This window comes from Arthrobacter sp. G.S.26 (genome assembly GCF_050847375.1).
In the GTDB taxonomy this organism is placed as follows: Bacteria; Actinomycetota; Actinomycetes; order Actinomycetales; family Micrococcaceae; genus Arthrobacter.
This window is the reverse complement of sequence record NZ_CP193752.1, coordinates 2,390,169-2,416,283: the sequence shown is the minus strand read 5'-3', so window position 1 is coordinate 2,416,283 and position 26,115 is coordinate 2,390,169. Positions and strand designations below refer to the sequence as shown.

26 protein-coding genes, 2 tRNA genes and 1 other RNA gene are annotated in these 26,115 nt (G+C 66.1%); 17 read left to right on the top strand and 12 right to left on the bottom strand.

The window, feature by feature from the left end; genetic code table 11:
• Positions 1-29 precede the first annotated feature (29 nt).
• Positions 30-554, bottom strand: a complete 525-nt coding sequence (gene msrA / locus ACRB8A_RS11025) for a peptide-methionine (S)-S-oxide reductase MsrA (RefSeq protein ID WP_050684762.1) — start codon at positions 552-554, stop codon at positions 30-32.
• Positions 555-655: 101 nt separating this feature from the next.
• Between msrA and ACRB8A_RS11020 the strand changes: the two genes are divergently transcribed.
• Positions 656-1,576, top strand: coding sequence for a Nif3-like dinuclear metal center hexameric protein (locus ACRB8A_RS11020; RefSeq protein ID WP_157370925.1), 921 nt, complete (start codon positions 656-658; stop codon positions 1,574-1,576).
• Between the two features lie 120 nt (positions 1,577-1,696).
• Positions 1,697-2,452 carry a zinc ribbon domain-containing protein gene (locus ACRB8A_RS11015; protein ID WP_056597660.1) on the top strand — a complete coding sequence of 252 codons (756 nt, stop codon included), beginning with the start codon at positions 1,697-1,699 and terminating at the stop codon, positions 2,450-2,452.
• Positions 2,453-2,510: 58 nt separating this feature from the next.
• Here ACRB8A_RS11015 and ACRB8A_RS11010 read toward each other — a convergent pair whose 3' ends face one another.
• The gene (locus tag ACRB8A_RS11010; RefSeq protein ID WP_056597662.1) at positions 2,511-3,275 is read right to left on the bottom strand and encodes a YaaA family protein; all 765 of its coding nucleotides are present in this window, start codon (positions 3,273-3,275) and stop codon (positions 2,511-2,513) included.
• A 74-nt stretch (positions 3,276-3,349) separates the two neighbouring features.
• On the opposite strand from ACRB8A_RS11010, the gene rnpB reads away from it, so the two are divergent.
• The 6 genes from rnpB (at position 3,350) to ACRB8A_RS10980 (ending at position 8,731) form a co-directional block, all read left to right on the top strand.
• An RNA gene (rnpB, locus tag ACRB8A_RS11005) (RNase P RNA component class A) lies at positions 3,350-3,739 on the top strand.
• Between the two features lie 85 nt (positions 3,740-3,824).
• Positions 3,825-5,096 (top strand): ATP-grasp fold amidoligase family protein, encoded by a 1,272-nt coding sequence (locus ACRB8A_RS11000; protein WP_056597664.1) that lies wholly within the window; start codon positions 3,825-3,827, stop codon positions 5,094-5,096.
• Between the two features lie 192 nt (positions 5,097-5,288).
• On the top strand, positions 5,289-5,822 hold the full coding sequence (locus ACRB8A_RS10995) for a TspO/MBR family protein (RefSeq protein ID WP_432244702.1): 534 nt from the start codon (positions 5,289-5,291) through the stop codon (positions 5,820-5,822).
• 239 nt (positions 5,823-6,061) lie between these two features.
• Positions 6,062-7,540 carry a glyceraldehyde-3-phosphate dehydrogenase gene (locus ACRB8A_RS10990; protein WP_082178211.1) on the top strand — a complete coding sequence of 493 codons (1,479 nt, stop codon included), beginning with the start codon at positions 6,062-6,064 and terminating at the stop codon, positions 7,538-7,540.
• Positions 7,541-7,611: 71 nt separating this feature from the next.
• Positions 7,612-7,821 (top strand): hypothetical protein, encoded by a 210-nt coding sequence (locus tag ACRB8A_RS10985; protein ID WP_050684756.1) that lies wholly within the window; start codon positions 7,612-7,614, stop codon positions 7,819-7,821.
• Between the two features lie 112 nt (positions 7,822-7,933).
• Positions 7,934-8,731, top strand: a complete 798-nt coding sequence (locus tag ACRB8A_RS10980; protein ID WP_050684755.1) for an HNH endonuclease family protein — start codon at positions 7,934-7,936, stop codon at positions 8,729-8,731.
• Positions 8,732-8,753: 22 nt separating this feature from the next.
• Here the strand turns inward: ACRB8A_RS10980 and def are convergent, their stop codons facing one another.
• From def to orn, 3 genes are all read right to left on the bottom strand, one after another.
• Positions 8,754-9,326, bottom strand: a complete 573-nt coding sequence (gene def, locus ACRB8A_RS10975; protein ID WP_056597673.1) for a peptide deformylase — start codon at positions 9,324-9,326, stop codon at positions 8,754-8,756.
• A gap of 121 nt (positions 9,327-9,447) precedes the next feature.
• A tRNA-His gene (locus ACRB8A_RS10970) sits at positions 9,448-9,520 on the bottom strand.
• A gap of 129 nt (positions 9,521-9,649) precedes the next feature.
• On the bottom strand, positions 9,650-10,270 hold the full coding sequence (gene orn, locus ACRB8A_RS10965) for an oligoribonuclease (RefSeq protein ID WP_285240108.1): 621 nt from the start codon (positions 10,268-10,270) through the stop codon (positions 9,650-9,652).
• Between the two features lie 166 nt (positions 10,271-10,436).
• Here orn and mptB point away from each other — a divergent pair, with 166 nt between their 5' ends.
• Complete coding sequence (mptB, locus tag ACRB8A_RS10960; protein ID WP_056597676.1) at positions 10,437-11,990, top strand: polyprenol phosphomannose-dependent alpha 1,6 mannosyltransferase MptB; 1,554 nt, start codon at positions 10,437-10,439, stop codon at positions 11,988-11,990.
• A gap of 11 nt (positions 11,991-12,001) precedes the next feature.
• Here mptB and ACRB8A_RS10955 read toward each other — a convergent pair whose 3' ends face one another.
• Complete coding sequence (locus ACRB8A_RS10955; RefSeq protein ID WP_432244701.1) at positions 12,002-12,718, bottom strand: DNA alkylation repair protein; 717 nt, start codon at positions 12,716-12,718, stop codon at positions 12,002-12,004.
• Between the two features lie 102 nt (positions 12,719-12,820).
• Between ACRB8A_RS10955 and ACRB8A_RS10950 the strand changes: the two genes are divergently transcribed.
• Positions 12,821-13,717 (top strand): aldose 1-epimerase family protein, encoded by an 897-nt coding sequence (locus ACRB8A_RS10950; protein WP_432244700.1) that lies wholly within the window; start codon positions 12,821-12,823, stop codon positions 13,715-13,717.
• Between the two features lie 26 nt (positions 13,718-13,743).
• Here the strand turns inward: ACRB8A_RS10950 and ACRB8A_RS10945 are convergent, their stop codons facing one another.
• Positions 13,744-14,484 carry an alpha/beta hydrolase gene (locus tag ACRB8A_RS10945; protein WP_432244699.1) on the bottom strand — a complete coding sequence of 247 codons (741 nt, stop codon included), beginning with the start codon at positions 14,482-14,484 and terminating at the stop codon, positions 13,744-13,746.
• The gene (locus tag ACRB8A_RS10940) at positions 14,481-15,545 is read right to left on the bottom strand and encodes a LacI family DNA-binding transcriptional regulator (protein ID WP_432244698.1); all 1,065 of its coding nucleotides are present in this window, start codon (positions 15,543-15,545) and stop codon (positions 14,481-14,483) included. Before ACRB8A_RS10940 ends, ACRB8A_RS10945 begins: the two co-directional genes overlap by 4 nt.
• A 176-nt stretch (positions 15,546-15,721) precedes the next feature.
• Between ACRB8A_RS10940 and ACRB8A_RS10935 the strand changes: the two genes are divergently transcribed.
• The 4 genes from ACRB8A_RS10935 to ACRB8A_RS10920 all read left to right on the top strand — a co-directional run bounded on the left by ACRB8A_RS10935 (position 15,722) and on the right by ACRB8A_RS10920 (position 19,383).
• Complete coding sequence (locus tag ACRB8A_RS10935) at positions 15,722-16,891, top strand: Gfo/Idh/MocA family protein (protein WP_050684747.1); 1,170 nt, start codon at positions 15,722-15,724, stop codon at positions 16,889-16,891.
• Positions 16,891-18,105 (top strand): dihydrodipicolinate synthase family protein, encoded by a 1,215-nt coding sequence (locus tag ACRB8A_RS10930; protein WP_056597687.1) that lies wholly within the window; start codon positions 16,891-16,893, stop codon positions 18,103-18,105. Before ACRB8A_RS10935 ends, ACRB8A_RS10930 begins: the two co-directional genes overlap by 1 nt.
• Positions 18,102-18,941: a sugar phosphate isomerase/epimerase family protein gene (locus tag ACRB8A_RS10925; protein ID WP_050684745.1), complete on the top strand. Its 840-nt coding sequence runs from the start codon at positions 18,102-18,104 to the stop codon at positions 18,939-18,941. The genes ACRB8A_RS10930 and ACRB8A_RS10925 overlap by 4 nt, the downstream gene beginning before the upstream one ends.
• A 127-nt stretch (positions 18,942-19,068) precedes the next feature.
• The gene (locus ACRB8A_RS10920; RefSeq protein WP_164468844.1) at positions 19,069-19,383 is read left to right on the top strand and encodes an excalibur calcium-binding domain-containing protein; all 315 of its coding nucleotides are present in this window, start codon (positions 19,069-19,071) and stop codon (positions 19,381-19,383) included.
• A gap of 57 nt (positions 19,384-19,440) precedes the next feature.
• Here ACRB8A_RS10920 and ACRB8A_RS10915 read toward each other — a convergent pair whose 3' ends face one another.
• The 3 genes from ACRB8A_RS10915 to xylA all read right to left on the bottom strand — a co-directional run bounded on the left by ACRB8A_RS10915 (position 19,441) and on the right by xylA (position 22,743).
• Positions 19,441-19,962 carry a DinB family protein gene (locus ACRB8A_RS10915; protein ID WP_432244697.1) on the bottom strand — a complete coding sequence of 174 codons (522 nt, stop codon included), beginning with the start codon at positions 19,960-19,962 and terminating at the stop codon, positions 19,441-19,443.
• Positions 19,963-20,024: 62 nt separating this feature from the next.
• Positions 20,025-21,452, bottom strand: coding sequence for a xylulokinase (locus ACRB8A_RS10910; RefSeq protein WP_432244696.1), 1,428 nt, complete (start codon positions 21,450-21,452; stop codon positions 20,025-20,027).
• 103 nt (positions 21,453-21,555) lie between these two features.
• Positions 21,556-22,743, bottom strand: coding sequence for a xylose isomerase (gene xylA / locus ACRB8A_RS10905; protein WP_432244695.1), 1,188 nt, complete (start codon positions 22,741-22,743; stop codon positions 21,556-21,558).
• Between the two features lie 130 nt (positions 22,744-22,873).
• Between xylA and ACRB8A_RS10900 the strand changes: the two genes are divergently transcribed.
• From ACRB8A_RS10900 to ACRB8A_RS10890, 3 genes are all read left to right on the top strand, one after another.
• Complete coding sequence (locus ACRB8A_RS10900; RefSeq protein ID WP_056597698.1) at positions 22,874-24,094, top strand: ROK family protein; 1,221 nt, start codon at positions 22,874-22,876, stop codon at positions 24,092-24,094.
• A gap of 266 nt (positions 24,095-24,360) precedes the next feature.
• Positions 24,361-24,666: a hypothetical protein gene (locus ACRB8A_RS10895; protein ID WP_432244694.1), complete on the top strand. Its 306-nt coding sequence runs from the start codon at positions 24,361-24,363 to the stop codon at positions 24,664-24,666.
• A gap of 144 nt (positions 24,667-24,810) precedes the next feature.
• A complete protein-coding gene (locus tag ACRB8A_RS10890; RefSeq protein WP_200933630.1) occupies positions 24,811-25,779 on the top strand; it encodes a TM2 domain-containing protein in 969 nt (322 codons plus the stop codon).
• 122 nt (positions 25,780-25,901) lie between these two features.
• On the opposite strand, the gene ACRB8A_RS10885 is transcribed toward ACRB8A_RS10890, so the two are convergent.
• A tRNA-Arg gene (locus ACRB8A_RS10885) sits at positions 25,902-25,974 on the bottom strand.
• Between the last annotated feature and the right edge of the window lie 141 nt (positions 25,975-26,115).

Below are 26,115 nucleotides of genomic sequence, written 5' to 3'. Positions count from 1 at the left end.
GTCAGCCTAACGAGGCCGCGTAATGCTGGCTAAGCGTTAAGCCATGCAGAGTAATATTTCCTGGCCTTCGCGAGCTTGGGGTTGATGATCACCTGGCAGTACCCCTGCTCGGGGTGTTTGCCGTAGTAGTCCTGGTGGTAATCCTCGGCCACGTGGAACCGGGGGAGCCGGCTGACCTCCGTGACGATCGGATGGGACCACAGGGCCTGGTTACGGTCAATGGCCTCTTCGAAGAGGATCTTTTCCTCCGTGGTCTCGTAGAACATTGACGAGCGGTACTGGGTGCCCACGTCGTAGCCCTGGCGGTTCAGGGTGGTGGGGTCGTGCAGCGCGAAGAACATGTCCAGGATGACTTCCGCCGGGATGATGTCCTCGTCGAAGGTCACCGCCACCACCTCCGCATGCCCCGTGGTGCCGTTGCACACGGAGTAGTAGTCCGGCCGGGGATCATGCCCGCCGGTATAGCCGGACACCACCGAGCTCACGCCCTTGGTTTTCTGGTAAACGGCGTCGAGGCACCAGAAACAGCCTCCGCCCAGAACAAAAGTTTTCATGTCCTCTTCAATGGTTGAGCGTGCCGGATGATTCCCGGCACAGCAAGGCGCGGCTGCCCGGGCACGCTCCCCGGGACCCGCGATGGGGTAAAACTAAGACTATGGAACCTGTGGACACCGACGTTACCGGCCCCGATAATCACGACGGCGGCACACCGCCCGGAGCCTCGGGTCCAGGGCCAGGGGCCGTCACCACACTGGCAGACCTGCTGCTCGCTGTCGAAGAGCTCTGGCCGGAGTCCCTCGCAGAGAACTGGGACGAGGTGGGCCTGGTGGCGGGGCGTCCGGGCGCACCTGTGTCCAAGGTCATGTTTGCCGTGGACCCCACCCTTGAGGTCATCGAGGAAGCCGTTTCCTGGGGCGCGGAACTCCTCATCACCCATCACCCGCTGCTGCTCAAGGGCGTCACGTCCGTGGCTGCCACCTCTGCCAAAGGCAGGGCCGTGCACCGCCTGATCGAATCAGGCACTGCACTGCTGACCGTGCACACCAACGGGGATTCCGCCGTCGGCGGTGTTTCCGATGTACTGGCCGATGCGCTGGGGCTTCAGGATGCGGTCCCGCTGACGGCAGCCGCCCACGGACTGCCGGAAGAAGGCATCGGCCGGGTAGGGGACCTTGCGGAGGCCGTCAGCCTGGGCGACTTCGCTGCCCGGGTGTTCGGTATCCTTCCGGCGGTGGCCGGCGGCGTCCGGGTGTCCGGCGACAAGGACGGCCTGGTACGCCGGGTCGCTGTCTGCGGCGGCGCGGGGGATTCGCTGTTTGACGAGGTCCGGGCCAGCCATGCGGACGTCTACGTCACCGCGGACCTGCGGCACCATCCTGCCTCGGAGGCCCGCGAGGCGGCTGTGAACGGCAGGCCTTACCTGGTGGACGTCTCGCATTTTGCCAGTGAATGGCTGTGGCTTCCGGCTGCTGCCACCGCGCTGGGCAACGTCCTCTCGGACCAGGGCCACGAGGTGCAGCTCAGGGTCAGTGGCACCAACAGTGACCCCTGGGACTTCATCCTGACTCCCGGCTAGGCCGGGCCCGCACACAACCCAGCACGCGCAGCGAGGCAGGGAAGCAGGGCAGGCGCTAGAGTCGTGGGAGCGCCAAATCGGTGCCCGGCCATGGGCCGGAAGGTTTTAGCGGAGGTAAAAGTGGCGAAGGCAGCACCGGCGGAACAGTTGAAGTTGCTTGAGCTGCAGGGTTTTGACGCCAAACTGACGTCGCTGGCCAACCGCCGCCGGACGCTTGAGACCGATCCCCGCATCAAGGACCTCGAAGCTGCACTGGCCGTTGCAAACGGCACCCTGGGCTCGGCGAAGGTTGCCGTCCACGATGCTGAAGCCGAGCTGAAGCGGGCTGAGGCCGACGTCGAACAGGTTGCCGGCCGCATCCAGCGGGACGAAGCGAAACTGAACAGCGGCACCGGCCTGTCCAAGGACCTGGTGGCCCTGCAGAAGGACATCGTCTCGCTCAACAAGCGGCGCTCGGACCTCGAGGACGTGGAACTGGAGGTCCTGGAACGGCTGGATACCCTGCGGGCAACGCAGGCCGGGCAGCAGGTTATCGTTGACGACATCCAGGGCTCCTTCGGCGGCATCCGCGCCGAGCTCGACGCGGCGCTGGCCGAAGTGGCTGCCGAAGCCACGGAGGTAAAAGCCAAGCGGGACGACTTCGCTGCGCTGCTGGAACCCGCACTCCTGGCGGTGTATGAAAAGACGCTGGCGAAGCGGGGCGTGGGCGCAGCCCGGCTGTTCCACGGCACCTCGGAGGCGTCCGGCATGAAGCTCAGCCCGGGCGACCTGGCCGAGATCAAGGCCGCCGCTGCCGATGACATTGTGTTCTGCCCGGACTCCGGGGCCATCCTGGTCCGCTCCGACGAGTGGAATACCGCGGCCCCCGCCAGCTGACCCCAACTAACTAGCAGTAGTTGTCGTTTTGGGGCGTCAAAACGACATCTACTGCGACCTAGTTGGGGAGGATGATGTTCAGCGCGTGCGGCTTGCGCACCGTGCCGGGAACCAACTCCGCGTCCCACCTTTCGCGGGCCGCTTTCAGCAGGGCCGCCGGCGTGGCGGGGGCGTTGCCGCGCCGCGCCAGCAGGTGCCGTGCCAGTTCCCCACGTGTGTGCTTGGCAAAATGGCTCACCACCTTGCGGACGCCGGCCACCTCGGTGAACACGTTGACGGCAACAGTACGGTCCGACGGCGGCGCCCACGCCGCTGCGTAGGTGCTGGACCGGCAGTCCACCAGCAGGTGGTCCGCCAGCTCCGGTGCGAGGGCGGCGCTCAGCTGCGGTTTCCAGAACGAGGCCAGCCGGCCGACGTCGGGCAGTGCAGTTCCCATGGACAAGCGGTAGGCGGGGACGCTGTCACCGAACCGGATCGCCCCCCACAACGCCGAAATCACCAGCACCGACTGGTCCGCCTTGCGCCGCTGCGCCGGGGTCAGGCTGCGGTAGCCGAGCGCGTCAAACAGAACCCCGGAATAAATCTGGTGGGCAGGGGCCGCCGGTTCCGCGTGCAACCGGGTGTTCCGGTCGACGTCGTCCTGCAGGGACGCCCCCACGCCAAGCAGGGCCAGGGCATCCTGGTGGGCGCTGACCGTTCCCAATGCCTCCAGGACGGTGGCCCGGTGGGTGTTCAGGGCCGGAAAACTGAGTGTGGACCAGTCGACTGCGGGGCCGCGGACGGCGGGGGTCTTGCCTTCGGAGGGGGGAAGCAGAATCAGCACCGTCCGATCCTACCGGCGCTCCAACGCGCGGCGGCGCCAGGTTCCGGCACCCGCACCGTTAGACTTGATGCGGATGGGACAGCCAGGCGGCCGCGCGTCACGCAAGTGGCTCGAGGAACGTCCGGGCTCCGCAGGGCAGGGTGGTGGGTAACGCCCACTCGGGGTAACCCGCAGGCCAGTGCCACAGAGAAAAGACCGCCTGCCTCAGCCGTCCTTGGACGGGGGAGTGCAGGTAAGGGTGAAACGGTGGTGTAAGAGACCACCAGCTTCCCGGGTGACCGGGAAGGCTAGGTAAACCCCACCCGGAGCAAGGCCAGACAGGACACGTTTGAGGGCTGCCCGCCCGAGTGTCCGGGTAGGCTGCTGGAGGGCGTCGGCAACGGCGTCCGTAGATGGATGGCCGTCGCTCCCTTACCGGTAACGGTTCGGGGGAACAGAACCCGGCGTATCGGCTGTCCCATCCACACCAGCCATAGACCCAGCAGGACCCGGGAACTCGGCCGGGACAGGTTGAACGTGGGCGCCCGGGACAGCATTTAGGATCTTCATATGGCCTCCTCGAACCCCTACTTGTCCTTTATGCGCCAGCGCTTCGTTAATCAGCAGAACCCCGTCGACCCTGTTCCATGGGAATTGGACGACAAAGACACCGCTTATAAGCACGTTAGTGCCGCGGGATATCGTGTGCCGAAGTACCTGACGGTCGGTAGCGCTGCCGAGGCCCTTGCCGCCGGTGAGAGCTTAGGCGATCGGTTCGTAGTCAAGCAGCCGAACCGCCATTCGACTAAGGGTGTGTACGTACTCGAAACCATCGGCGGCGGAAAATATCTGGAATTGCTTAGCCTGCGAATTCTGACGGTGGACGACTTAAAAACGGACGGGCCTGAGCCTGACTATTGGTTGGCTGAGGAATGTATAGACTCAGGCATCGCCGGGAAGCCTTTACCAATGGACTACAAAATCTATTGCTTCCGGGGCAAAATAACCCACATCAGCCAGATCGACCGGAACGTATCGCCGCCGCGGCTCGCATTTTTCGATGGTGCGTTTCTTCCTCTCGAATTCGGAAAAGATTACACCCTTGACGAAAGCCGATGGGCTAGGGAAAGCCATCTGGTTCCACGCCACGCGGGCGCGATGCTGAAGATGGCAGCGGACTTGTCCGCCGGCCTCGACACACGGTTTGTTAAGGTCGACTGCTACGACGGTCCCGATGGGCCAGTCTTTGGTGAGTTTACTTTTGCATCCGGGGCAGACGACATAGGTATGGTGCGCTACAGCGATGAGATTCTGGCGAAGCTTGGCCGTGCTATCGACGGTGAAGAGGTGGGTGCCTTGTCCGGATTCGACATCGACATGCCAGGATTCCGGGCTGCCCTGGGCGGCGAGTCAACGCTGACAGCTCACCCGGCCCTCTATTCGAGAATGTCCGCCGGGGCCCTTCAAGCTGACAAGCGGTACTCACCGACCTTGGCAGCCAACCTCGCAGCCGGACGGACGCGCGCGGTCTTCGCACTCGGTGCCTATGTGATCGGCTGCCTTAACAACGACGAAAGTCGTGCTTTCGCAGTCCAAGACCTTGTCCGGCAAGGCTCGCAGCTCATCGTGGGCGGTGGGCGGTTGGCCGAATTCAGGGCCAGAGCACTCGCCTTCCACGATCACAGGGCCAGCGGTAACCCCTGGCACACGGCGCGCGCAGCCGAAGTCCGTCTGGCAGCCGGCACCCAGGAAGCGCTCGAAGTGCTGAAGGCTTTGGCTGCGGACGGCTACGCCCATGCCGAGCGGGTCGTGGCAAAATACGAAGCGAGCTTCAGCAAATAACCCAGTCAAGCTGCATTGGGACACCGGCAGTCAGGCAGTCGCACTTGACTGCCGGGCGTATGCGTGAACAGGCTTCCAGAACGTATCTAATCTGAGCACTTTGGCCGCCTGCAACTGTACGCTCCACATAGAGGCAACGCGGGCTCGACGGGCTCGAGTTGACCTGGTCCGATGCGTTGGGCATCCTGAAGCGTGCTTCCAATCTCTGACCTTCCGTCCGCTTCCGAACGTAAGGTTCCTTCCCCCGGCGGGCAGGCGGCTGCCCTGCTGGGGTTTCTTGGCCTGTCGATGGCAGCCTGGATCGTTGCATCAGTGCCCATCATCCTGAACTCCACCGGCTGGTTCGCCGCATCCGTCAAAGCCCCGTGGATGCCGCCGGGCTGGATGTTCAGGTCCATGTGGATCCTCCTGTACGCCGCCGTGGCGTTGGCGGCGTGGCTGGTATGGCGCCGGCAGGCACTTCGCGGCAGCACCCTGTGGTGGTACGCCGCACAGCTGCTGTTCAACGCCGCGTGGCCGCTGACGTTTTTTGGCCTGTATCCGTTGATCGGCACAGCGGCCCTCTGGGGTGCCCTGGTGGTCATTGCCGGCCTGGGTGTGTCCGTGGGATTCCTTGTGGTGCGCTTCGGCCCGGTCAGTGCCACCGCGGGGCTGCTAATGCTGCCTTATCTCTCGTGGGTCATCTATTCGTTCAGCCTGAACCTCTTTTCCGCCCTCCATAACTGAACGGCAGGTGTGAGTGATTTCACGGCGCCGGCGACTCAAACAGGCATCACGCCAAATTAGAATGGAACCGAACGCAGGGGTTCTTCCGCCGGAGCTCCGTTCTTAACCGGCGGTTTTTCTTTGCCAGCAATCCCGGCGCCCAGGGCCGAACCCTGCCGGCGCCACTGCCACTGGACATCATCAGGTGGCCTACAACCGCGCACGACGACGTACGCGGCTGAACCGAGGAAGGTATTTCTGTGAGCCAGACGTCAGATTCTTGTCTTGATACGTGGATGGGCCGGGAGGCCCTCGCCGAGGCCATGATCCCGGTGATTGGCCGGCTGTACCGCGACAACAACGTGGTCACCAGCATCCATGGCCGGAGCCTGATCAATAAGTCCACCATGAACATCCTCAAGGCGCACCGCTTCGCCCGCAGAATGAGCAAGGACGAATTGCTCCTGGAAGAGACAGCGCCGCTGCTCAATACCCTTGCCGGCCTGGAACTCGGCGCCGCAGCGATCGACATCGCGCGCCTGAACCAGAAGTTCAAGGAAGAAGGCGACGGCGCCTCGCTCGAGGAATTCCTCCGCGCTGAACTTGCCGACGTTGTGGGCAAGCGCGGCGGCGATGACCGCACCAGCACCGATGTTGTGCTTTACGGCTTCGGCCGGATCGGCCGGCTCCTGGCCCGCCTCCTGATCGAAAAGGCCGGCGGCGGCCACGGCCTTCGCCTGCGCGCCATCGTGGTGCGCCGCGGCTCGGACAACGACCTCGCCAAGCGGGCCAGCCTGCTTCGCCGCGACTCGGTCCACGGCTCCTTCGAGGGCACCATCCGCATCGATGAGGTCGCCAACACCATCACGGCCAACGGCGTCCAGGTCCAGGTCATCTACTCGGACAACCCCGCCACCATCGACTACACCACCTACGGCATCCACAACGCCCTGGTTGTGGACAACACCGGCCGCTGGCGCGATGCCGAGGGCCTCTCGCAGCACCTGCAGAGCACCGGCGTGGCACGGGTCCTCCTGACCGCGCCGGGCAAGGGCGACCTGAAGAACATCGTCCACGGCATCAACCACACCACCATCGAGGACAGCGACCGGATCGTCACCGCCGCATCCTGCACCACCAACGCCATCACTCCGGTGCTGAAGGCCATCAACGACAAGTTCGGCGTCATCCACGGCCACGTGGAAACGGTGCACTCGTTCACCAACGACCAGAACCTGATCGACAACTTCCACAAGGGCGACCGGCGCGGCCGCTCGGCAGCGCTGAACATGGTCATCACCGAAACCGGCGCCGCCAAAGCCGTTGCCAAGGCACTGCCTGAACTCCTGGGCAAGCTCACCGGCAGTTCCATCCGCGTCCCCACGCCTGACGTGTCCCTGGCCATCCTGAACCTCACCCTGGAGAACGGGACCACCAAGGACGAGGTCAACAACTACCTCCGGGAAATGTCGCTGCACTCGGGCCTGCGCAAGCAGATCGACTACATCGACTCGCCCGAAGTTGTTTCCACCGACTTCGTGGGCTCCCGCCGCGCCGGCATCGTGGACGGCCTGGCCACCGTCTCCACCGACAAAAACCTGGTGCTATATGTCTGGTACGACAACGAATTCGGCTACAGCTGCCAGGTGGTCCGCGTGATGGAGGAGATGGCAGGGGTCAACCCGCCGTCCTTCCCCGCGAAGGAAAGCGCCGCTGCGCTGGCGGCCATCGCCGTCTGATCCGTCAAACGGTCAGCGGATTCCCGGCTGGTTCTCTGGAATCAGCCGGGAATCAGTACCACACTGGGGGAATGGAAAAAGAAAAGGCAATCCGGCACGAAACCACCCTCGAACACGCTCTCGACGTGGCACAGGACAACCACAAGGAAGCCATCCGGCTTTTGGAAGGGGCCCGTGCGGGCCACAAAACGGGCGACGTCGGTGCAGACCGGGTGCGCCAGCTTGAGGACCTGCTGGCCGTGGCCGAGGAGGACCTCCGCAGGGTGGTCCGGGAACAGTAACCGTCCCACCGAAGGGTCGAGTGGCCCTCCACACTGTGGATAACGGGGCAGCCCTGCTGCGGGTGCCCTAGGCTTTCCTGATGCTTGTCCCCACACCTACCGTCGTTGAGCCGTGAGCGTCAGCTGGGCCGCGTACCGGCGTGCCCGGCGCAGGTCACGGGCCGCGTGGGCCCTGCTCGCCGTTGCAGCCCTGGCCTTGCTTTCCGGACTGTTCTGGTTCTTCACTGCCGGGCAGTTTGCCGCAGCCGGCCCATCGTTGCCGGGTCCCACAGTTGCCCCGGTCTTCGAGCCGGGCTGGATGAAGCCGGTGGCTCCCGTCCACCCCGTGCCGGCCGGCGCAGCCGGCAACGTCCTCAACGGGCTGCCGGTAAAGGGCCGCGCAGGCAAGGGCGGATACAAGCGGGAAGCCTTTGGCGCGGCGTGGCTGGACATGGACCACAACGGGTGCGACACGCGCAACGACATCCTCCGCCGCGACCTGGCTGATGTCCGGTTCAGCGAGGGGTCACGCTGCAACGTCGCGGCCGGCCGGTTCACGGACCCGTACACGGCACGCGGCATAAATTTCAACCGGGGCCCTGACAGTAGCCAGGCCGTGCAGGTTGACCATGTGGTGGCCCTGGCGGATGCCTGGCAAAAGGGTGCCCAGCAGCTCAGCCCCGCACAGCGCACCGCCCTGGCCAACGATCCGCTGAACCTCATCGCTGTGGACGGCGCAGCGAACCAGGAAAAAGGCGCGGGCGACGCGGCCACCTGGCTGCCGCCGAACAAGTCAATCCGCTGTCATTACGTGGCCCGCCAGATTTCGGTGAAAGCCGCCTACGGCCTCTGGGTGACTGCTGCCGAAAAGGACGCCATGAACCGGGTGCTGGGCTCCTGCCCCGGACAGCAGGCCATCAGGGTCCCCTGATCCTGGCCGTTGCCCTGTGGGGTCAGTGCCCGAACGGGTCCGGGTCGACGCCGGGGAGCCACGTCAGCCCTGGAACGCCCCAGCCGTGCTTTTTCGCCTGCTTCATTGCCTTGCGGCCATAACGGTCCAGCAGGCGGTTGACGTACAGCTTGCCGTCGAGATGGTCGAATTCATGCTGGATGACCCGGGCAAACCAGCCGGTTGCCTCAAACTCGACCGGCTGGCCATATCCGTCGAAGGCTTCCACGCGCGCCCAGTCGGCGCGCTTGAGCGGATACTGCTCACCCGGGAAGGACAGGCAGCCCTCTTCCTCCTCATCCGGATCGGGGACTGCACCGGAGATCTTGGAGAGCGTCAGGACGGGATTGACCAGGGCTGCGGTGGCGGGAGCGCCGTCGTCGTTGGCGTATTTGTAGACGAAAAGCCGTTTACCCACACCCACCTGGGGTGCCGCCAGCCCCACGCCATTGGCGGCGTCGTTCGTTTCGAACATGTCGGCAATAAGGGTGCGGAGCGCGTCGTCGAACTCCTCCACTTCGGCTGCCCGGCGATGGAGTACGGGCTCTCCCCAGATGGTGATTGGCAGAACAGTCATCTTCAGCGGTCCTTCGACGTGCGGCCCCGGCCGGTTCGCCCGGGCAGGAAACAAACAAAGGAGGCCGCACCGGGTATCCGGTACGGCCTCCTTCTTGGAAGGTCCACGACCATCCTGTGCGGGTGAGCTACGGGGGTTGAACCCGCGACCTCCTGGACCACAACCAGGCGCTCTGCCAACTGAGCTAAGCCCACCATGTGCCCCGCAGGTTTACCGGCTGACCGGCTCCCTCGAAAGGCAACTCAAATAGCTTACCTGCTGTTCGGGGGTGCTTTCACCACTTTTGCTGTTTTTGGCAAAAAAACCGCAAAACGTGGCGGAAATTACGCCTCGTTGTGCTCCGCGGCGGTGACCCGGCGGGCAATCGACTTGGCCGTGGCACTGTCAGGCCCCGGGGCGGGCACAAAAACGGCCTCCCGGTAGTAGCGGAGTTCGTCGATGGAGTCGATGATGTCACCGAGCGCCCGGTGGCCGCCTTTTTTGGCGGGGGACTGGAAGTACGCCCGGGCAAACCAGCGGCGGGACAGTTCCTTGATGGTGCTGACGTCAATGACCCGGTAGTGCAGGTGCTCCACAACGGCGGGCATGTCGCGGGACAGGAACACCCGGTCGGTTCCCACGGAGTTGCCGCCCAGCGGCGCTTTGCGGGGGTCCGGCACCCACTCGGAGATGTAGGCCATAACGGCGGCCTCGGCCTCGGCCATGGTCTTGCCCGCCGGGAGTTCCTTCAGGAGGCCCGACGTCGTATGCATGTCCCGGACAAAATCATTCATCTGGGCCAGGGCTGCGTCATCGGGTTTGATGACCACATCCACCCCGTCGCCAAGGATGTTCAGTTCTGAATCGGTGACCAGCGCGGCGACTTCGATCAGGGCATCGTTTTCGATATCCAGACCTGTCATTTCGCAGTCGATCCAGACGATTCGTTCGTTAGAAATAGGCACCGGACCAGCCTACCGTTTCACCTTCAACCCGGACGCCGGTGCTAGGATTTCGGGTACGCGGCCTGCACTGCTGCCGCAGTAACGCGCCCGGGACTGCCCGGCGCCGCGCCGGTCAGCCCAAGCGCGGACGCAACAGCGGACAGCAAAAGATTGGACGATCCTGAAGATGACGGCGCCTATGCCCGCGACGGGGGAGAAGGCGGCCGCCCCTGCCGGAGCGGCCGGCCCGGAGGTGGACAATCCCAGCTCCCCGATCCTTGCCGGCTTCGTCGGTTCGCTGTTTATGTTCATCGGCTCCCTGGGCGTCGGCTGGCTGGCCCCCGTCTCTGAGCTGCGCCGCGTCCCGCTGTTCATCTGGATGCGGGCCGAGGCCGTCGGCGTCGCGCTTTCCATTGTGCTGCTGGCCGTGGGCGGCATGCTGCTGGTCCGGGCCTGGCTGAGGCTGGGGCAGCGTGTGCGCGTCTGGGGTCCGCGGGCCCGTCGGGCGACGCTGACCGCGATCGGGGCCTGGAGCCTGCCCATGATGTTCAGCGTGCCGCTGTTCAGCCGGGACGTCTACGCCTACATCGGCCAGGGGCGGCTGATGGTGGAGGGCTTCAACCCCTACCGGAACGGGATCTCAGCCCTCTCCAACTATTTCCAGCTCGGGGCGGACAAGATGTGGACGGAGGCGCCGGTTCCCTACGGTCAACTGTTCCTCTGGATCGAACAGTTCGTGGTGTGGTCCACCAATGTCCATCCCGAAGCCAGCGTGATGCTGTTCCGGCTGGTGGCCCTGGCCGGCGTGGTGCTCTGCGTCATTTATGTCCCCAAGCTGGCCGAACTGCATGGTGTGAACCCCCACCGGGCTCTCTGGCTGACGGCCGCGAACCCGCTGTTCCTCACCAACTTCATCGCCAGCGTCCACAATGATTCACTGATGATCGGCCTGGCCCTGGCAGGCCTGTACTACGCGGCCACCCGGCGGGTGGTCCGCGGCATCGTCCTGGTGACCCTCTCCATCGCGGTCAAACCCATCACCATTGTGTTCCTGCCGTTCGTTGGCCTGCTCTGGGCCGGCCGGGACGCCGGCTGGCTGCGGAAGATCGGTTTCTGGGCGCTGACGGCCGGGCTCAGCCTGGCACTGCTGGTCCTCATGAGCCTTGTTAACGGCTTTGGCTTCGGCTGGATCAACGGGCTGTCCGCTCCCGGCAGCATCTCCATCTGGTACGCGCCGGTGGGGCTGATCGGCATGGTGGTGGGCTCCCTCGGCAGCGCTTTCGGACTGGACGGCGCCCTGCTCTCGGCGGTGGTGGCCAACGCCGGCAAACTCCTGGCCGTAGGCATCGCCGGCTGGCTGATTCTCAAAGGGGACTACGACCGGTTGATGCGCCGGCTCACGCTGGCGTTCGCTGCCGTGGTGCTGCTCTCGCCGATCATCCAGTCCTGGTATGTGGTCTGGCTGATCCCGCTATTTGCCGTCACCGGGATCCGGAACGACTGGCAGGTCAAGGCCCTCTACTTTGTGGTGTCCTTCTTCATCATCTACGCCAACTCCGACCAGCTGGAAGTTTTCCCCTACCTGCAGACAGGTGATGTTGGCTTCGCCCTGCTCCTTGCGCGGGTGGCTGCGGCGGTCACCGGGGTCCTGTTTGCCCTGTACCTGGTCTTTTGGGACCCACGGACGCGCTCACTGTTCCGCAAGGCCGGCGATCCCGTGGTGGAACGCCCAGTCATCTGAGCCGCCAGGCATCAGGCCGGGCCGCTTGAAGGTCCTGGCAGCCGCCGTAACGCTTCACGGCGCGAGAGCTGGCTGAGGGAAGCTGAGTTCTCCGCCACGAAGCCCCGGACCCAGCCCGGCGCCGTCTTGCCGTATTCGCGCAGGGACCACCCGATGGCCTTGCGGATGAAGAATTCCCCATCCGCCAGGTTCGGCACAATAACCTGCGCCAACAGCCGGGTGTCCGTGGCAGTCTTTGCCTTCAGCTGCGACAGAATGGCCGATCGCCGGATCCAGAAATCGGGGTCAGTGCTCCAGGCCAGAATCACCGCAGTCATCTCATCCCGATGGGCCTGCAGCAGTCCACAGATCCTCTCGGCCACACCATCCACAAAGTCCCACCACGCGCCGGTGCGGATGATCTCCTCATAAACGGGAAGCATGTGCAGATCCCGGGCCACCATCCGGTTGTCCGTCAGGTCGATGGCCGCGTAGCGTTCCTCCCGCACGGTGGAGGTGCGCCACAGCTCCAGCACCGTGGCCAGAAGCTGATCCGCAGATTCAAAGGGCAGCCCGGCCGCGGCGTCCGCTGCGATCCGGCGGACATCGGGAACGCGGACGCCCAGCGACGGGAGCTCCGACTTCATATAGGCCTGGGCACCGGCGGCCCGCCCCGGGTCGGCGTGGTCCGCCAGGGCCGATCGGATGGCCGAGATCAGTTCCCGATTGACGGGGTCCGGAATGTCCATGAGGCTACTGTAGCCAGCACCGGCCCTTTTGCGGGCGGTGCCCGCCGGCAGGATCTGGGCTACGCTGTTTAGCGCTAACAATATTGTCGAACCGGAGGACGCATGACCGAAACCAGCATCGCCATGGGGCCCTACTCTGCGGTGGTCACTTCACGCGGGGGCGCCCTCCGGGAGCTGCAGCACAACGGCCGGGACCTGGTGGTGGGCTTCGGGGCCGGGGGCAGGATTCCCGACTACCGGGGCGTCATCTGCGCCCCGTGGCCCAACCGCCTGGCGGACGGCGCCTACGAGTACGCCGGCACGGCGTTCCAGGCTGGGATCAACGAACCGGAGCGCGGCGCAGCACTGCATGGGCTTGCGACGGACCAGGTGTGGGACGTGCGCGAGACGACCAACTCCTCCGTCACCCTGGGCTGCACCGTCGAGGCGGGTCCGGACTACCCTGCGGACCTGGACCTGGAAGTCAGCTACACGCTGGCGGCCGACGGCCTGCACTGCTCCGTCCGGGCCGCCAACACCGGCGGGACGGCCGGGCCATACGGCGTGTGCCCGCACCCCTACCTGGTGGCAGGGCCGGCGCCGCTGGACGAATGGACCCTGGAACTGCCGGCCTCGGAGTACCTTGCGGTGACGCCGGACAGGCTGCTGCCGGTGGGAATGAAGCAGGTGGCGGGCGGCAGCTTCGATTTCCGCGCAGAGCGCCGGCTCGGTACGGTAAAAATCGACCACGCATTCACGGGCATCACCAGCGATGACTCGAAAACGGCGCGCGTCAGGGTGCACGATCCCTCCGGAACCGGGGTGGAGCTCGAATGGGGTGCAGAGTGGGCCTGGGTGCAGATCCACACCGGCGACAAACCGGCCAAGCCGGACCGGCTGGGCCTCGCCGTGGAACCCATGACCTGCCCGCCGGATGCCTTCAACTCAGGGACTGACCTGATCCACCTCCAGCCGGGTGACACCCACACCGCGGCCTGGGCCATCAGGGCCCTCGGCTAAGGCCGGACAGGCCTCCGGTCACGGCTTCAGGACAGGGCCCAGCCCGCGCGCTGCAGCCACGCGGCGCACAAGGCAGGCCACTGGTCCGGGCCCGCTTCGCCGCCGGCCAGCCCCAGCCCGTGCCGGCCGTTCGGGAAAACATGCAGTTCTGCCGGGACGCCGGCGGCCATAAGGGCGCCTGCATAACCCAGGCTGTGGCTGACGGGCACGGCGGCGTCGTCGGCGGTGTGCCAGACAAACGCCGGCGGCGTGTCCGCGCCCACCTGTTGCTCTGCGGAGACTTCGGCCAGGAGGTCCGACGGCGGCGCGTCGCCCAGGAGGTTATCCACCGAGCCCTGGTGTACTTCAGCGGTGTAGGACACCACGGGATAGCACAGGACAGTCCGGTCCGGCACGCTGGCATCCACGTCCAGCCGGGAACTGCCCGTGGCCACACCCGTGGACAGGGTGGCAGCGAGGTGCCCGCCGGCTGAGAAGCCCAGCACGCCAACCCGGCCTGGTTCCAGGTACAGCCCGTGGGCGCCGCTGCGGATGTAAAGCATGGCTTCCTTGGCGTCCATCAGGGGAGCCGGATGCCTGTCCGGCGCCACCCGGTAGCGCAGCACAAACGCGTGGATTCCCAGGGACGCCAGCCACTCGGCGACCGGCTCGGCCTCGTGATCCGCCTGGCGGGCATAGCCGCCGCCCGGGAGCACCAGCACGGCCGGCCTGGGTCCTTCAGCCCCGGCGGGCACCACGCTCAGGCCCGCAACAGGCCCGCCGCTCATGCCCCGGCCTCGGTACTGCGCCGCAGGGTCACGGCTCCCGTGATGGGTGGGCCGGCCTCATCCGGGTGTTCGGCCGCGCCGCGGGCGGTGGCCCGGGTGGCCAGGCGGCCGATGTCTTCGAGCGGCAACCGCACCGTTGAAAGCGCCGGGCGGAAGTCACGAAGCGTCTCGATGTCATCAAACCCGGCGATGGTGGCATCGCGGGGGATCCGCAGGCCTTCGGCGCGCAGCGCGGCCGTGGCGCCGATGGCCATCACGTCGTTGACGGCGAAGATGCAAAGCGGCCGCCGGGCGGGGCCGGCCGCCTTGAGCCGTTGGGCCAGCGCCAGCCCGGCCTCGTAACCACCGGAGCGGTTGAAGGCGCTCCGCACCAGTTCCGCAGCCGGCCGGCCGGCCCGCTCCAGGCCTGCCTGGAAGCCGCGGATCCTGTCATCGGAGGTGAACAGTCCCTCAGGTCCGCCAATCACCACAAAATCGCAATCGCGGCCCTCGGCCAGGCTGGCCGCCAGCGATTGGGCAAGCTCCTCGTTGGGGACGGCCACCACGTGGTATCCCTCGCTGGCCGACGCGCCAACAACGGGATGGCCCACCACAGCCACCTGGCCGCCGTTGCGGCAGTACCTGTCCAGCTCCGCGGCCAGTTCGGCGTTGTCCTGCAGATCCTCGCTGCGGGCGGAGCGGGAGCCCGCGATGACGATCGAGTCGGCGCGCCGGGCCGCAAACGCCGCCACGGCTTCCTTCTCCTCGGCCGGTGCCCCGCCTGTTGTGGCGAGCAGGACCATGCGGCGCTGTTCCCGGGCCGCGTCCTGGACGCCCCGGGCAATCGCCGCGAAGTAAGGATCGGCGATGTCATGGACAATCAGCCCGATCAGGCCCGAACTGGACTTCGCCAGGCCCTGGGCCTGCGCGTTGGGAATGTAACCCAGGGAGTCCGCTGCCTGGCGGACCCGCTGGGCGATATCGGGCCCGGGGGTGCGGGCAGAGCCGTTCAATACACGGGACGCCGTGGCAGGCGATACCCCGGCAAGCCGGGCCACTTCGGTCAGGGTACTAGCAGCCACAACATCTCCTGGTCAACGTAAAAAGTGGGCCAAATAACAGTTCCCCCAGTATGGCAGGGGAAGTTCTTTGCGGAAAGCGCTTGCCAACCCTGTCCTTTCCGGTGCATCATTGAAGCAGTGGGAATGCGCTTTCCCAATCAGCTTGAGTAACACTGCTCACTCACCGTGGAGGACACATGGGCTTCGAAACAAAAACCATCCGCATCGCCATGAACGGCATCACCGGCCGGATGGGTTACCGCCAGCACCTGCTGCGCTCCATCCTTCCCATCCGCGACGCCGGCGGCTTCACCCTCGAAGACGGCACCCGCGTCCAGGTGGAACCCATCCTGGTGGGCCGCAACGAAGCAAAAATCCGTGAACTCGCCGAGCTGCACAAGGTCTCCGAATGGACCACCGACCTGGACTCGGTCATCAACGACCCCACCGTCGACGTTATCTTCGACGCGTCCATGACCAGCCTGCGCGCCGCCACCCTTAAGAAGGCGATGCTGGCCGGCAAGCACATCTTCACGGAGAAGCCCACCGCCGAAACCCTCGAGGAAGCCATCGAGCTGGCCCGCATCGGCAAGGACGCCGGCGTCACCGCAGGCGTTGTCCACGACAAGCTGTACCTCCCCGGGCTGGTCAAGCTCCGCCGCCTGGTGGATGAAGGCTTCTTCGGCCGCATCCTCTCCATCCGCGGCGAATTCGGCTACTGGGTCTTCGAAGGCGACGTGCAGGCTGCGCAGCGCCCGTCCTGGAACTACCGCAAGGAAGACGGCGGCGGAATGACCACGGACATGTTCTGCCACTGGAACTACGTGCTCGAAGGCATCATCGGCAAGGTCAAGAGCGTCAGCGCCAAGACCGCCACCCACATCCCTGCCCGCTGGGACGAGGCCGGCAAGGAATACAAGGCCACGGCCGACGACGCCTCCTACGGCATCTTCGAGCTCGAGACCCCTGCCGGCGACGCCGTCGTGGGCCAGATCAACTCCTCCTGGGCCGTCCGCGTCTACCGCGACGAACTGGTGGAATTCCAGATCGACGGCACCCATGGCTCCGCCGTCGCCGGCCTGAACAAGTGTGTTGCACAGCAGCGCGCCCACACTCCCAAGCCGGTCTGGAACCCCGACCTGCCCGTTACGGAATCCTTCCGCGACCAGTGGCAGGAAGTTCCCGCCAACGCCGAACTCGACAACGGCTTCAAGCTGCAGTGGGAAGAGTTCCTGCGCGACGTCGTCGCCGGCCGCGAACACCGCTTTGGCCTGCTTTCCGCAGCCCGTGGCGTGCAGCTGGCAGAACTCGGCCTGCAGTCCAACGACGAACGCCGCACCATCGACATCCCGGAGATCACCCTCTGATGACTTCACTTATCCTTCCCTCCAACGACGGCGGCACCCGGGAATACCGGCTGCGGGGCAACACCAGCTGGGCCCGGCCCACGGCCCCCCTGACAGCCCGCCGCGCTTACGCCGCGGCACACGTCATCCCCGAAGTTTCCGCTGACAACACACCCGGCGCCCCGGCCCGGCTGGACTGGGACGCCACCCTGGCCTACCGGCACGAGCTCTGGTCCTACGGCCTGGGCGTCGCCGATGCCATGGACACTGCCCAGCGGGGCATGGGCCTGGACTGGGCCGCTACCCAGCAGCTCATCAAGCGCACCGGCGTCGAAGCCGCCTCGGTCGTGGCCGGCAACAACGCCGCGACTGCAGGGAAGTCCGTTCGCGACCTCGTCTCCTGCGGTGCGGGTACGGACCAGCTGGACGTGGCCACCCTGCCCACCGGCGAGGCCGGCCTGAAAGCAGTCCTCGAGGCGTACCGCGAGCAGATCGCCGTTGTCTCGGAGGCCGGACCCAAGATCATCCTGATGGCCTCGCGGGCCCTGGCCCAGGTGGCCACAGGTCCCGAGGACTACTTGAAGGTCTACAGCACCCTGCTGCAGGAAGTTGACCAGCCCGTCATCCTGCACTGGCTGGGCACCATGTTTGATCCCGCGCTGGCCGGGTATTGGGGTTCGGATGACGTGGCAGCTGCCACCGAAACCTTCCTGGGACTCATCAAGGACAACGCCGCCAAGGTGGACGGCGTTAAGGTCTCCCTCCTCGACGCCAGCCACGAGGTGGCCCTGCGGGCCGCCCTGCCTGAAGGCGTCCGGCTCTACACCGGCGATGACTTCAACTATCCGGAACTGATCGACGGCGACGGAACCCACCATTCGGACGCCTTGCTGGGCATCTTCGCGGCCATCTACCCGGCCGCCTCGGTTGCGCTGCAGCACTACGAAGCGGGCAACCCCGCCAAGGCGCGGGAAATCCTGGACTCCACCCGTGAGCTGGGCAAGCACATCTTCAGCGCCCCCACGTTCTACTACAAGACCGGGATCGCGTTTATGTCCTGGCTCAACGGCAAGCAGCCTGGCTTCCAGATGGTGGGCGGCCTGCACTCGGGCCGCTCGGTAGCGCACCTGTCACGGACGTTTGAACTGGCCGACCAGGCCGGACTCCTGAAGGATCCGGCCCTGGCCGCCTTCCGGATGTCCGACTACCTGCGGATCAACGGGGTGGGGGTATGAGCGACTTCTCCCGCCTCGCCATCAACAGTGCCACCACCAAGAAGTGGACGCTGGCACAGGTAGTTGAAGGCTGCGTCAACGCCGGCATCCCCTCGATCGGCCCTTGGCGGGACCGGGTGGAGGAGGCCGGCCTGGACAAGGCCGCGCGCCTGATCAAGGACGCGGGCCTGCGGGTCTCCTCCCTGTGCCGCGGCGGTTTCCTGACAGCGCCCGACGCCGAGGGGCAGGCAGCTGCCCTCGCCGACAACCGCGCCGCCATCCTTGAAGCAGTGGCCCTGGACACCAGGGAGCTGTTCCTGGTGGTGGGTGGCCTGGCTCCGGGAGAGAAGGACGTTGTGGCCGCCCGCGGGCGCGTCGCCGACCGCCTCGCAGACCTGGTGCCCTTCGCCGCCGAAAACGGCGTCCGGCTGGTCCTTGAACCGCTGCACCCGATGTACGCCGCGGACCGTGCCCTGATTTCCACCCTGGGCCAGGCCCTGGACCTCGCAGCGCCCTTTGCCGCCGCCGAGGTGGGGGTCGCCGTCGACACCTTCCATGTCTGGTGGGATCCGGAACTGAAGGCCCAGATTGCGCGCGCCGGCCGGGAAAACCGGATCGCCTCCTACCAGGTGTGCGACTTCAACATGCCCATCGCCGCAGACCCGCTGCTCTCGCGTGGATACATGGGCGACGGTGTGGTGGACTTCGCCACGATCGGCACCTGGGTGCGCGACGCCGGCTACACCGGCGACATCGAGGTGGAAATCTTCAACCAGGAGATCTGGGACACCGACGGCAACACCGTCCTGTCCACGGTCAAGGAGCGCTACGCCGAGCTGGTCCTCCCGTACGCCTGACCTGGTGCAAGGATCGCGGGCCCGCGTTGCGTCACGGCGCGGGTCCGCGTTACCAACCGGAAGCAGCCGACGGGGCGGCGGCGGGTTACTATTTTCCTGCCCCGCCGGCTGGCGGCCGGGGCATTTTATGGGGGAGTCCACGTACGTGCGCCTGAAAAACCTGATTATTGCGTCCCTGGCGGGTACCGTCATCGTCCTGGGCTCAACGGCCGTTCCGGCCTCGGCCGCCGCGCCGAAGTCGTACAAAAACTGTACGGAGCTGAATAAGGTTTATCCGCACGGTGTGGGCCGCTCCGGCGCCCGGGACAAGACCAGCGGCAAGCCGGTCACCACGTTCCGCGTCAACAGCACCGTTTACAGCTACAACGACGGCGCGGCGCGGTACAAGGGCGAATACGACCTTGACCGCGACAACGACGGCATCGCCTGCGAAAAGCGCTAAGGCAAGGCGCTGGCTTCCGGCCCGTTCCGCTTCGGCGGGGCGGGCCGGACTGCGTTGTCAGGATGGGTGGTTGGTGTCCGCAGCGAGGATCTGTTCGCGCAGGATGTCCGCGTGGCCGCAGTGCCGGGCCAGTTCGCGGATCATGTGCAGGTACACCCAGCGGAGGGGGAGTGGTCCGCGGCGGTTGCCGGGCAGCAGGTCCGTGAGGTCCAGGGCTGCGGTGGCCTCGGCGGACGCGGCGCAGGCTTGCCGGTGCAGTTCCCGGACGGAGGCGATGGAGTCCTCCGGGGCAAGGATGAACGATTCGTCAGGCGAGTCCGGGATGCCGATCTCCATTCTGGGGCGCGCCGTGATGGCCTCATCGAACCAGACCCGCTCGACAAACGTCACGTGCTTGACCAGCCCCAGCAGTGTGGTCCGGGAGGCGACCAGCCGGCGCCGGGCCTGTTCTTCCGTCAGCCCGTCGAGGCACGCGTTGAGGGCCAGCCGGTGCTCATTGAGGAAAGCCTCGAATTGGAGGCGTTCCGGGGAATTGATGCTGGTCTCAGGGGTGGCAGGCTGCTGATCGCGGGCGGGCATGATCCGAAGTATGCCAGACCGGGCCGCGGGCATTGCCGCCGTTGTCCCGATCCGACGACAGCCTACGCGGGGAAGTGCAGGGCCGCGTAGCTGCGGTAGCGGGCCAGGACCTCAGGGGCAGGGCTGGCGGGCTGCGCCTCCTCGGCGTCGAGTTCCCAAGTGGGGAACTGTCCGGTGAGGACGGCGGCGGCCTGCCGGGCGGCGCCGTCGGCAACGTATTCGCCGGGACGGGGCACCAGGGTGGGCAATCCGATCAGGGCGGATGCGGCCTCCCGGACGGCTGTGGATTGCGCCCCGCCGCCCACCAGGATGATCCGGGCAGCCTGCACGCCCTGGGCTTGAAGTGCTGCGAGGCCATCGGCCAGGGACGCCACCACGCCTTCGACGGCGGCGCGCGCCAGGTTGGCCGGTGAGTAGTTGGCGCGGGTGATGCCGTGGAGGGAGCCGGTGGCGTCCGGCAGGTTGGGGGTGCGCTCGCCATCGAAGTAGGGAACCAGGGTCAGCCCGCCGGCGCCGGAGCCGGCCGACAGGGCAAGGCCGTTGAGTTCCCCGAGGCTGACGTCCAGCAGCGCGGCGGTGGCGTCGAAGATGCGGGTGGCGTTGAGGGTGCAGGCCAGGGGCAGGTAGTTCCCGGTGGCGTCGGCAAAGCCGGCCACCAGGCCGGTGGCGTCGGCAGCCGGCGTGGCGGAGACGGCGAAGACGGTTCCGGACGTGCCCAGGGAGAGCACCACGTCGCCCACGGTGGCGCCAACACCCAGCGCGGCCGCGGCGTTGTCTCCAGCGCCCGGGCCGATCAGGGCACCGGCCGGAGTTGTTGCTGCGGCCTCGAGCGGGCCCACAACCTTGGGCAGGATCGGGACGTGGCCCAGGGACGCTCTAATGACGTCGGGCAGGTATGAGTCAGTGGCAGTGGAGTAGTAGCCGGTCCCGGACGCATCGGACCGGTCGGTGGTGAGTGCTCCCAGGTTGGCTTCGCCGTGCTCCACGGGGCCGTGGCCGGCAAGCCGCCAGCTCAGCCAGTCGTGCGGCAGGCACACGGCGGCCACTTTTGCGGCGTTCTCCGGTTCGTTGGCCGCCAGCCAGTGGAGCTTGGTCAGCGTCAGGGAGGCGACCGGGACGGTGCCCGTTGCCCCGGCCCAGTAGCTGGCACCCGAGGCGGGATCGCCGTCGCCCGCGTTTTTGATGAGTTCCGCGGCGGCAGGGGCACTGCGGGTGTCATTCCAGAGCAGGGCCGGGCGGATGACGTTCCCGCCCCTGTCCAGGACCACCATGCCGTGTTGCTGGCCGCCCACCGAAAGCGCCGCCACATCGTCGAGCCCGCCGGCCTGGCCGATGGCTTCCTGAAGTGCGTCCCACCAGCGGTCCGGATGCACCTCGGAGCCGTCAGGATGGGTGGCCCGGCCCTGGCGGACCAGCGCGCCGGTGCCCGCGTCGCGGATCACCACCTTGCAGGACTGGGTGGAACTGTCGATGCCGGCAACGAGGGCCATGGGATTCCTTAGGTGCGTACGCCGCCGTCGGGCTTTCCCTTCTGTTGGAAAGCCCGACGGCGGCGCATTGTTGGGTGCCAGGTGGCGCGGAGTGCGCGGCGGGTCAGCGGGCGTTGAGCAGGTGCTCGATGGCCAGCTGGTTGAGGCGGACAAACGCGAACGAGCGCTCGGCGGCCTTGTCGGCGTCGAAGGACTCGAATGCCGTGGTGTCTGCCAGCAGGTCCGCCGTGGTTTCGCCGACGGCGAGGGTGGACTCGCCGAGTTCAAAGACGCCGGACGTTGCCAGGGCTTCCTGGACCTGCGGGTCGGCGCGGAACGCCAGGGCACGCTCCTTGAGCAGCAGGTAGGTGGCCATGTTGGCCTTTGCGGACTCCCAGACGCCGTCGTAGCCGTCGGTGCGGGAGGGCTTGTAGTCGAAGTGGCGGGGGCCGTCGTACGTGGCGCCGCCGTTGGGGAAGCCGTTCTCCAGCAGGTCAACGGTGAAGAAAGCGCTGGTCAGGTCGCCGTGGCCAAACACGAGGTCCTGGTCGTACTTGATGCCGCGCTGGCCGTTGAGGTCGATGTGGAAGAGTTTGCCCGCCCACAGGGCCTGCGCGATGCCGTGCGTGAAGTTCAGGCCGGCCATCTGTTCGTGGCCGGTCTCCGGGTTCAGGCCCACAATGTCGCCGTGTTCCAGCTGGGCGATGAACGCCAGGCCGTGGCCCACGGTGGGCAGGAAGATGTCGCCGCGTGGTTCGTTGGGCTTCGGTTCCAGGGCGATGCGGAGGTTGTAGCCCTTGTCCTTGATGTAGGCGGCGGCCGTGTCCACGCCTTCCTTCATTCGGTCCAGGGCTGCTGAGAGGTCCTTGGAACCGTCGTATTCGCTGCCCTCGCGGCCGCCCCACATCACGAAGGTCTCGGCGCCGAACTCTGCTGCGGAGTCGATGTTGCGCAGTACCTTGCTGAGCGCGAACCGGCGGATGGAGCGGTCGTTGGAGGTGAAACCGCCGTCCTTGAAGACGGGGTGGCTGAACAGGTTGGTAGTGACCATGGGCACCTTCAGGCCCGTCTCGGCCAGGGCTGCCTTGAAGTTCTTGAGGATCAGGTCCTTCTCCGATGCTGTGGCGTCGAAGGGAACCAGGTCGTTGTCGTGGAACGTGATGCCGTAGGCGCCCAGGTCGCTGAGGCGGTGCACCGCCTCCACGGGGTCCAGTGCATCGCGGGTGGCCACACCGAAGGGATCGGCGCCGGTCCAGCCGACGGTCCAGAGGCCGAAAGTGAACTTGTCATCGGGAGTGGGGGAGAGAGCCATGATGCATCCTTGCAGTCGGGCCGCGGTGCGCGACGATTAGTTCATTGCCTGAACTATATGAGCCGACGTAGGGTTGGGTCAACAGTTCCGGCAGATTGCCGGCCAGGAATTTTTCCGAGAGGGGGACCCGATGGCGATGCCTGCGCAGGCCGCCGCCCTTGCCGTGCCAGGCAACATGGGCGACGTCCGCAGGAGCAACCTGGCCCTGGTGATGGGCAGGATTGCCCGGCAGCCTGCCGGCGTCCACCTCACCCGCGCCCACGTGGCCGCTACCACCGGGTTGACCAAGGCGTCGGTTTCCAGTCTCGTGGTTGCGCTCCTGGACGCCGGCCTGGTCCGCGAAACCGGACTGAACCCGCAGGGCGAACGCGGCCGGCCCGGCGTCGGACTTGAACTTAATCCCGCCCGGGCCGTCATGGGGATGGAAATCAACGTGGACTACATCGCGGCCGGGGTGACGGACCTGTCCGGAACCTTGCTGCTGCGCGAGGTAAGGGAGCGGGATAACAGGGACAGCGAGCCGGGTCCCGTGGTGGCTGCCCTGGCCGCGCTCGCGGCAAGCCTCCGTGTTGAAGCAACCGGGCGGGGCATCCAGATCGTGGGCGGCGGGCTGGCGGTGCCTGGGCTTGTGGATCCGGCACGGTCCATGGTGCTGGCCGCCCCCAACCTGGGCTGGGAAGGCGTGCCGCTGGACCTTGCTGCGCTGCTGCCGGGGTCGCCGCTGGGCGTGGCGCTGTTCAACGAAGCCAATGCCGCTGCCCTGGCGGAGATTGCGCGCCGACCTGCCGGCGATGCTGACTTCCTGTTTGTTTCGGGCGAGGTGGGCGTGGGTGGCGGACTGGTGATCGGCGCCGAGTTGTTCACCGGGCCGGCGGGCCATGCCGGCGAGGTGGGCCACGTGGTGGTGGACCCCGGCGGCACCCGGTGCTCCTGCGGGGGAACCGGCTGCCTGGAGACGGTGGCGGGCCAGGACGCCATCTTTGCTGCGGCCGGAATGGCTGGCCTGCCGGTAACACGGTCAGCCGCGCTCGCAGCCCTGTTGTCAGCTCTTGACTCGGGCGACCCTGGCGCCCGGGCCGCCGTGGACCGGGCAGGCCGGGCCCTCGGTGTGGCGCTCGCATCCACCGCGCGGGTGGTGAACGTTGGTTCCGTGGTGCTGGGTGGGCATTTCGCGGTCCTCGACCAGTGGCTGCGCGCACCGCTCCTGGCCAGCCTGGAAAAGTACGCGCCGGGCAAGTTCACCCCCGGCCAGCTCACCGTTACCGCCGTGGGGGATCCGGGCGCGCTGCTCGGCGCGGCCGGGAGCGTGGTGCGCTCGCTGGTTGAGGCTCCGCATCTGCTGCAGGCCTAGCAGGGGTTGGATCGCGCAACAATCCGGGCACAAACCTGCAGCGTAGCCTCTTTTTCCTGTGAAGGCGACACATACTTGCCCGATGGGGTGCATATTGCAGCGGTGCTTGCCCAGCCGCAACAAGTCAGTGGTTCTGGCGGCCATCGGCGTGGTCCTGATGGGTGGATCCGCCGGTTGCAGCAACACCTGGGGCAAGCCGCCCCCATGCATGCCGCCTGAGTATACGGTGACACCTTCCATGGCCTCGGCGGGGGGAGACCGTCGTTGTGGCGGCCCTGGACGCCGGCTGCGATCCGCGCTATGGCGATAATGCCCAAGTGGCTATCAGTGTCATCGACGCGGCCGGCGTTGAGGTCCTGAAGGACACGGCCCCCATGGCGGATGCGGGCAGTTTTACCTATCGTTTTGAGGTTCCTGCCGGAGTCGCGGCTGGTGAGGGGCTTGTGTCCGCTTATCCGAATAATGTGGATTGGTGCGACGACACCGGGGTGAACAACCGCGCGGCAGCCGGTGTACTGACCCTCGGACGTGTGTCCTGCGCCGAGCGCTTGGTGCCGTTTACCGTTCGGTAGGCAGAGCGAATCGCGCTCGTGGCGTTATTATCCAGTCAGTGTGGTTTTCCACGCCGGGTTTATTGGGGTAGGCGGCGGCGCCGGAGGGGACTGTCTTTGAGCCAGTTACACCAACAGGGGTATGGGGCTTTGGGCCCGCATCCCGTGCAAGTCCACGAGCGGGACGGTGGCAGGAAGTCCTTCGTCGCTACCTGGCTTTTTGCCCTGTTCCTGGGCGGCTTTGGCGTTGACCGTTTTTATCTCGGCAGAACCGGAACTGGCATTGCGAAGTTGCTGACGTTGGGCGGACTGGGAATCTGGACGCTGGTGGACATCGTGCTGGTGCTGGCCAACAAACAAACCGACGCCACCGGTAAAACTCTGATGGGCTATCAGAACAACAAGGTGCTGGCGTTCATTTTGACGGGTGTTCTCTGCGCCCTGAACGCTGTGGCCCTGGCGGCTGTCACAGTTGCTGTGGCGCTGGGCGGCCTCAATCTTGCCGGATCCCACCCAACAGGGGTCAAAGATACCGAAACTGCGCCCAGGGGAAGCCTTGCAGTGCCCACCCAGGGCCCGCTGGGACGCTTCACTGCGGTGGCCACCCAGACAGTCACCGGAACCGGCGATGACAGCGTCCAGACGCTGGACCTGGATGGTTTACCGGCTCTGGTGTCGTTCCAATGCAATGACTGCACGGGCGCCACCGTTGTAAGAACCAACGGCCTGGACGGAGTGCTGGTGGATACGCAGGGTCCGTATTTTGGCGAGCACCTGGTGGATATATTCGCAGGCTCAACAACCGATGAGTTCGAGGTCACCGCCACGGGTTCGTGGGCCCTGACGGTAAGGGATTTGTCGGAAGTTTCCGCCGTTGACGGGCCCGTCGAAGGCCACGGCGACACCGTCCTGTATTTCGGGACAGAGTCCAACGAGGCCACAGTCACCCACCACGGCGATGGCCGCTTCCTGGTCGAAGGCTTTGGAGCTGATGATATGTCCGAACTTCCGGTGGACACCGAAGGCAGGTTCTCCGAAACGGTCAGGCTGACCACTCCTGGTTACGTCCGCATCATTTCGGACGGCGACTGGTCCGTAGCCCCCGGCTCGGCGGCGGCGGACAGCCTCGCGTAAGCCGGCGAGCAGGTCCTCGACACCAAGTGCTCGAACAGAAGCGCAGTGCGCCATTCGCAGCAACCGCCCCGGGTTCGAAGCGGCCCGGACCTGCGCTTGTGCAGGCCCGGCCGCTTCGTGTGTGCCCCAGGAGGGAATCGAACCCCCGACCGGCGGATTAGAAGGCCGCTGCTCTATCCCCTGAGCTACTGGGGCGTTGGCGTTCGGATGAAACTTCCGGCGCCTGAAAAAGTTTACATTGCCGAGGGGCGGGTTGCAGCGGCCCCGTTCCACGGCCCGACTTGTCCTCCACACCGGGCCAGCAACGCTGGTTGTCCACATAGGCGGCTCATGGCA

What these genes read in the sequence shown, in the direction of transcription:
- ACRB8A_RS10955 (WP_432244701.1), bottom strand. Translation starts at nt 12,718, where the DNA reads ATGGACATTCCGGACCCCGTCAATCGGGAACTGATCTCGGCCATCCGA.
- ACRB8A_RS10950 (WP_432244700.1), top strand. Translation starts at nt 12,821, where the DNA reads ATGACCGAAACCAGCATCGCCATGGGGCCCTACTCTGCGGTGGTCACT.
- mptB (WP_056597676.1), top strand. Translation starts at nt 10,437, where the DNA reads ATGACGGCGCCTATGCCCGCGACGGGGGAGAAGGCGGCCGCCCCTGCC.
- def (WP_056597673.1), bottom strand. Translation starts at nt 9,326, where the DNA reads ATGACTGTTCTGCCAATCACCATCTGGGGAGAGCCCGTACTCCATCGC.
- ACRB8A_RS10920 (WP_164468844.1), top strand. Translation starts at nt 19,069, where the DNA reads ATGGGGGAGTCCACGTACGTGCGCCTGAAAAACCTGATTATTGCGTCC.
- ACRB8A_RS10985 (WP_050684756.1), top strand. Translation starts at nt 7,612, where the DNA reads ATGGAAAAAGAAAAGGCAATCCGGCACGAAACCACCCTCGAACACGCT.
- ACRB8A_RS10915 (WP_432244697.1), bottom strand. Translation starts at nt 19,962, where the DNA reads ATGCCCGCCCGCGATCAGCAGCCTGCCACCCCTGAGACCAGCATCAAT.
- ACRB8A_RS11020 (WP_157370925.1), top strand. Translation starts at nt 656, where the DNA reads ATGGAACCTGTGGACACCGACGTTACCGGCCCCGATAATCACGACGGC.
- ACRB8A_RS10910 (WP_432244696.1), bottom strand. Translation starts at nt 21,452, where the DNA reads ATGGCCCTCGTTGCCGGCATCGACAGTTCCACCCAGTCCTGCAAGGTG.
- ACRB8A_RS10935 (WP_050684747.1), top strand. Translation starts at nt 15,722, where the DNA reads ATGGGCTTCGAAACAAAAACCATCCGCATCGCCATGAACGGCATCACC.
- ACRB8A_RS10930 (WP_056597687.1), top strand. Translation starts at nt 16,891, where the DNA reads ATGACTTCACTTATCCTTCCCTCCAACGACGGCGGCACCCGGGAATAC.
- ACRB8A_RS11000 (WP_056597664.1), top strand. Translation starts at nt 3,825, where the DNA reads ATGGCCTCCTCGAACCCCTACTTGTCCTTTATGCGCCAGCGCTTCGTT.
- ACRB8A_RS10900 (WP_056597698.1), top strand. Translation starts at nt 22,874, where the DNA reads ATGGCGATGCCTGCGCAGGCCGCCGCCCTTGCCGTGCCAGGCAACATG.
- msrA (WP_050684762.1), bottom strand. Translation starts at nt 554, where the DNA reads ATGAAAACTTTTGTTCTGGGCGGAGGCTGTTTCTGGTGCCTCGACGCC.
- ACRB8A_RS10925 (WP_050684745.1), top strand. Translation starts at nt 18,102, where the DNA reads ATGAGCGACTTCTCCCGCCTCGCCATCAACAGTGCCACCACCAAGAAG.
- xylA (WP_432244695.1), bottom strand. Translation starts at nt 22,743, where the DNA reads ATGGCTCTCTCCCCCACTCCCGATGACAAGTTCACTTTCGGCCTCTGG.
- ACRB8A_RS10945 (WP_432244699.1), bottom strand. Translation starts at nt 14,484, where the DNA reads ATGAGCGGCGGGCCTGTTGCGGGCCTGAGCGTGGTGCCCGCCGGGGCT.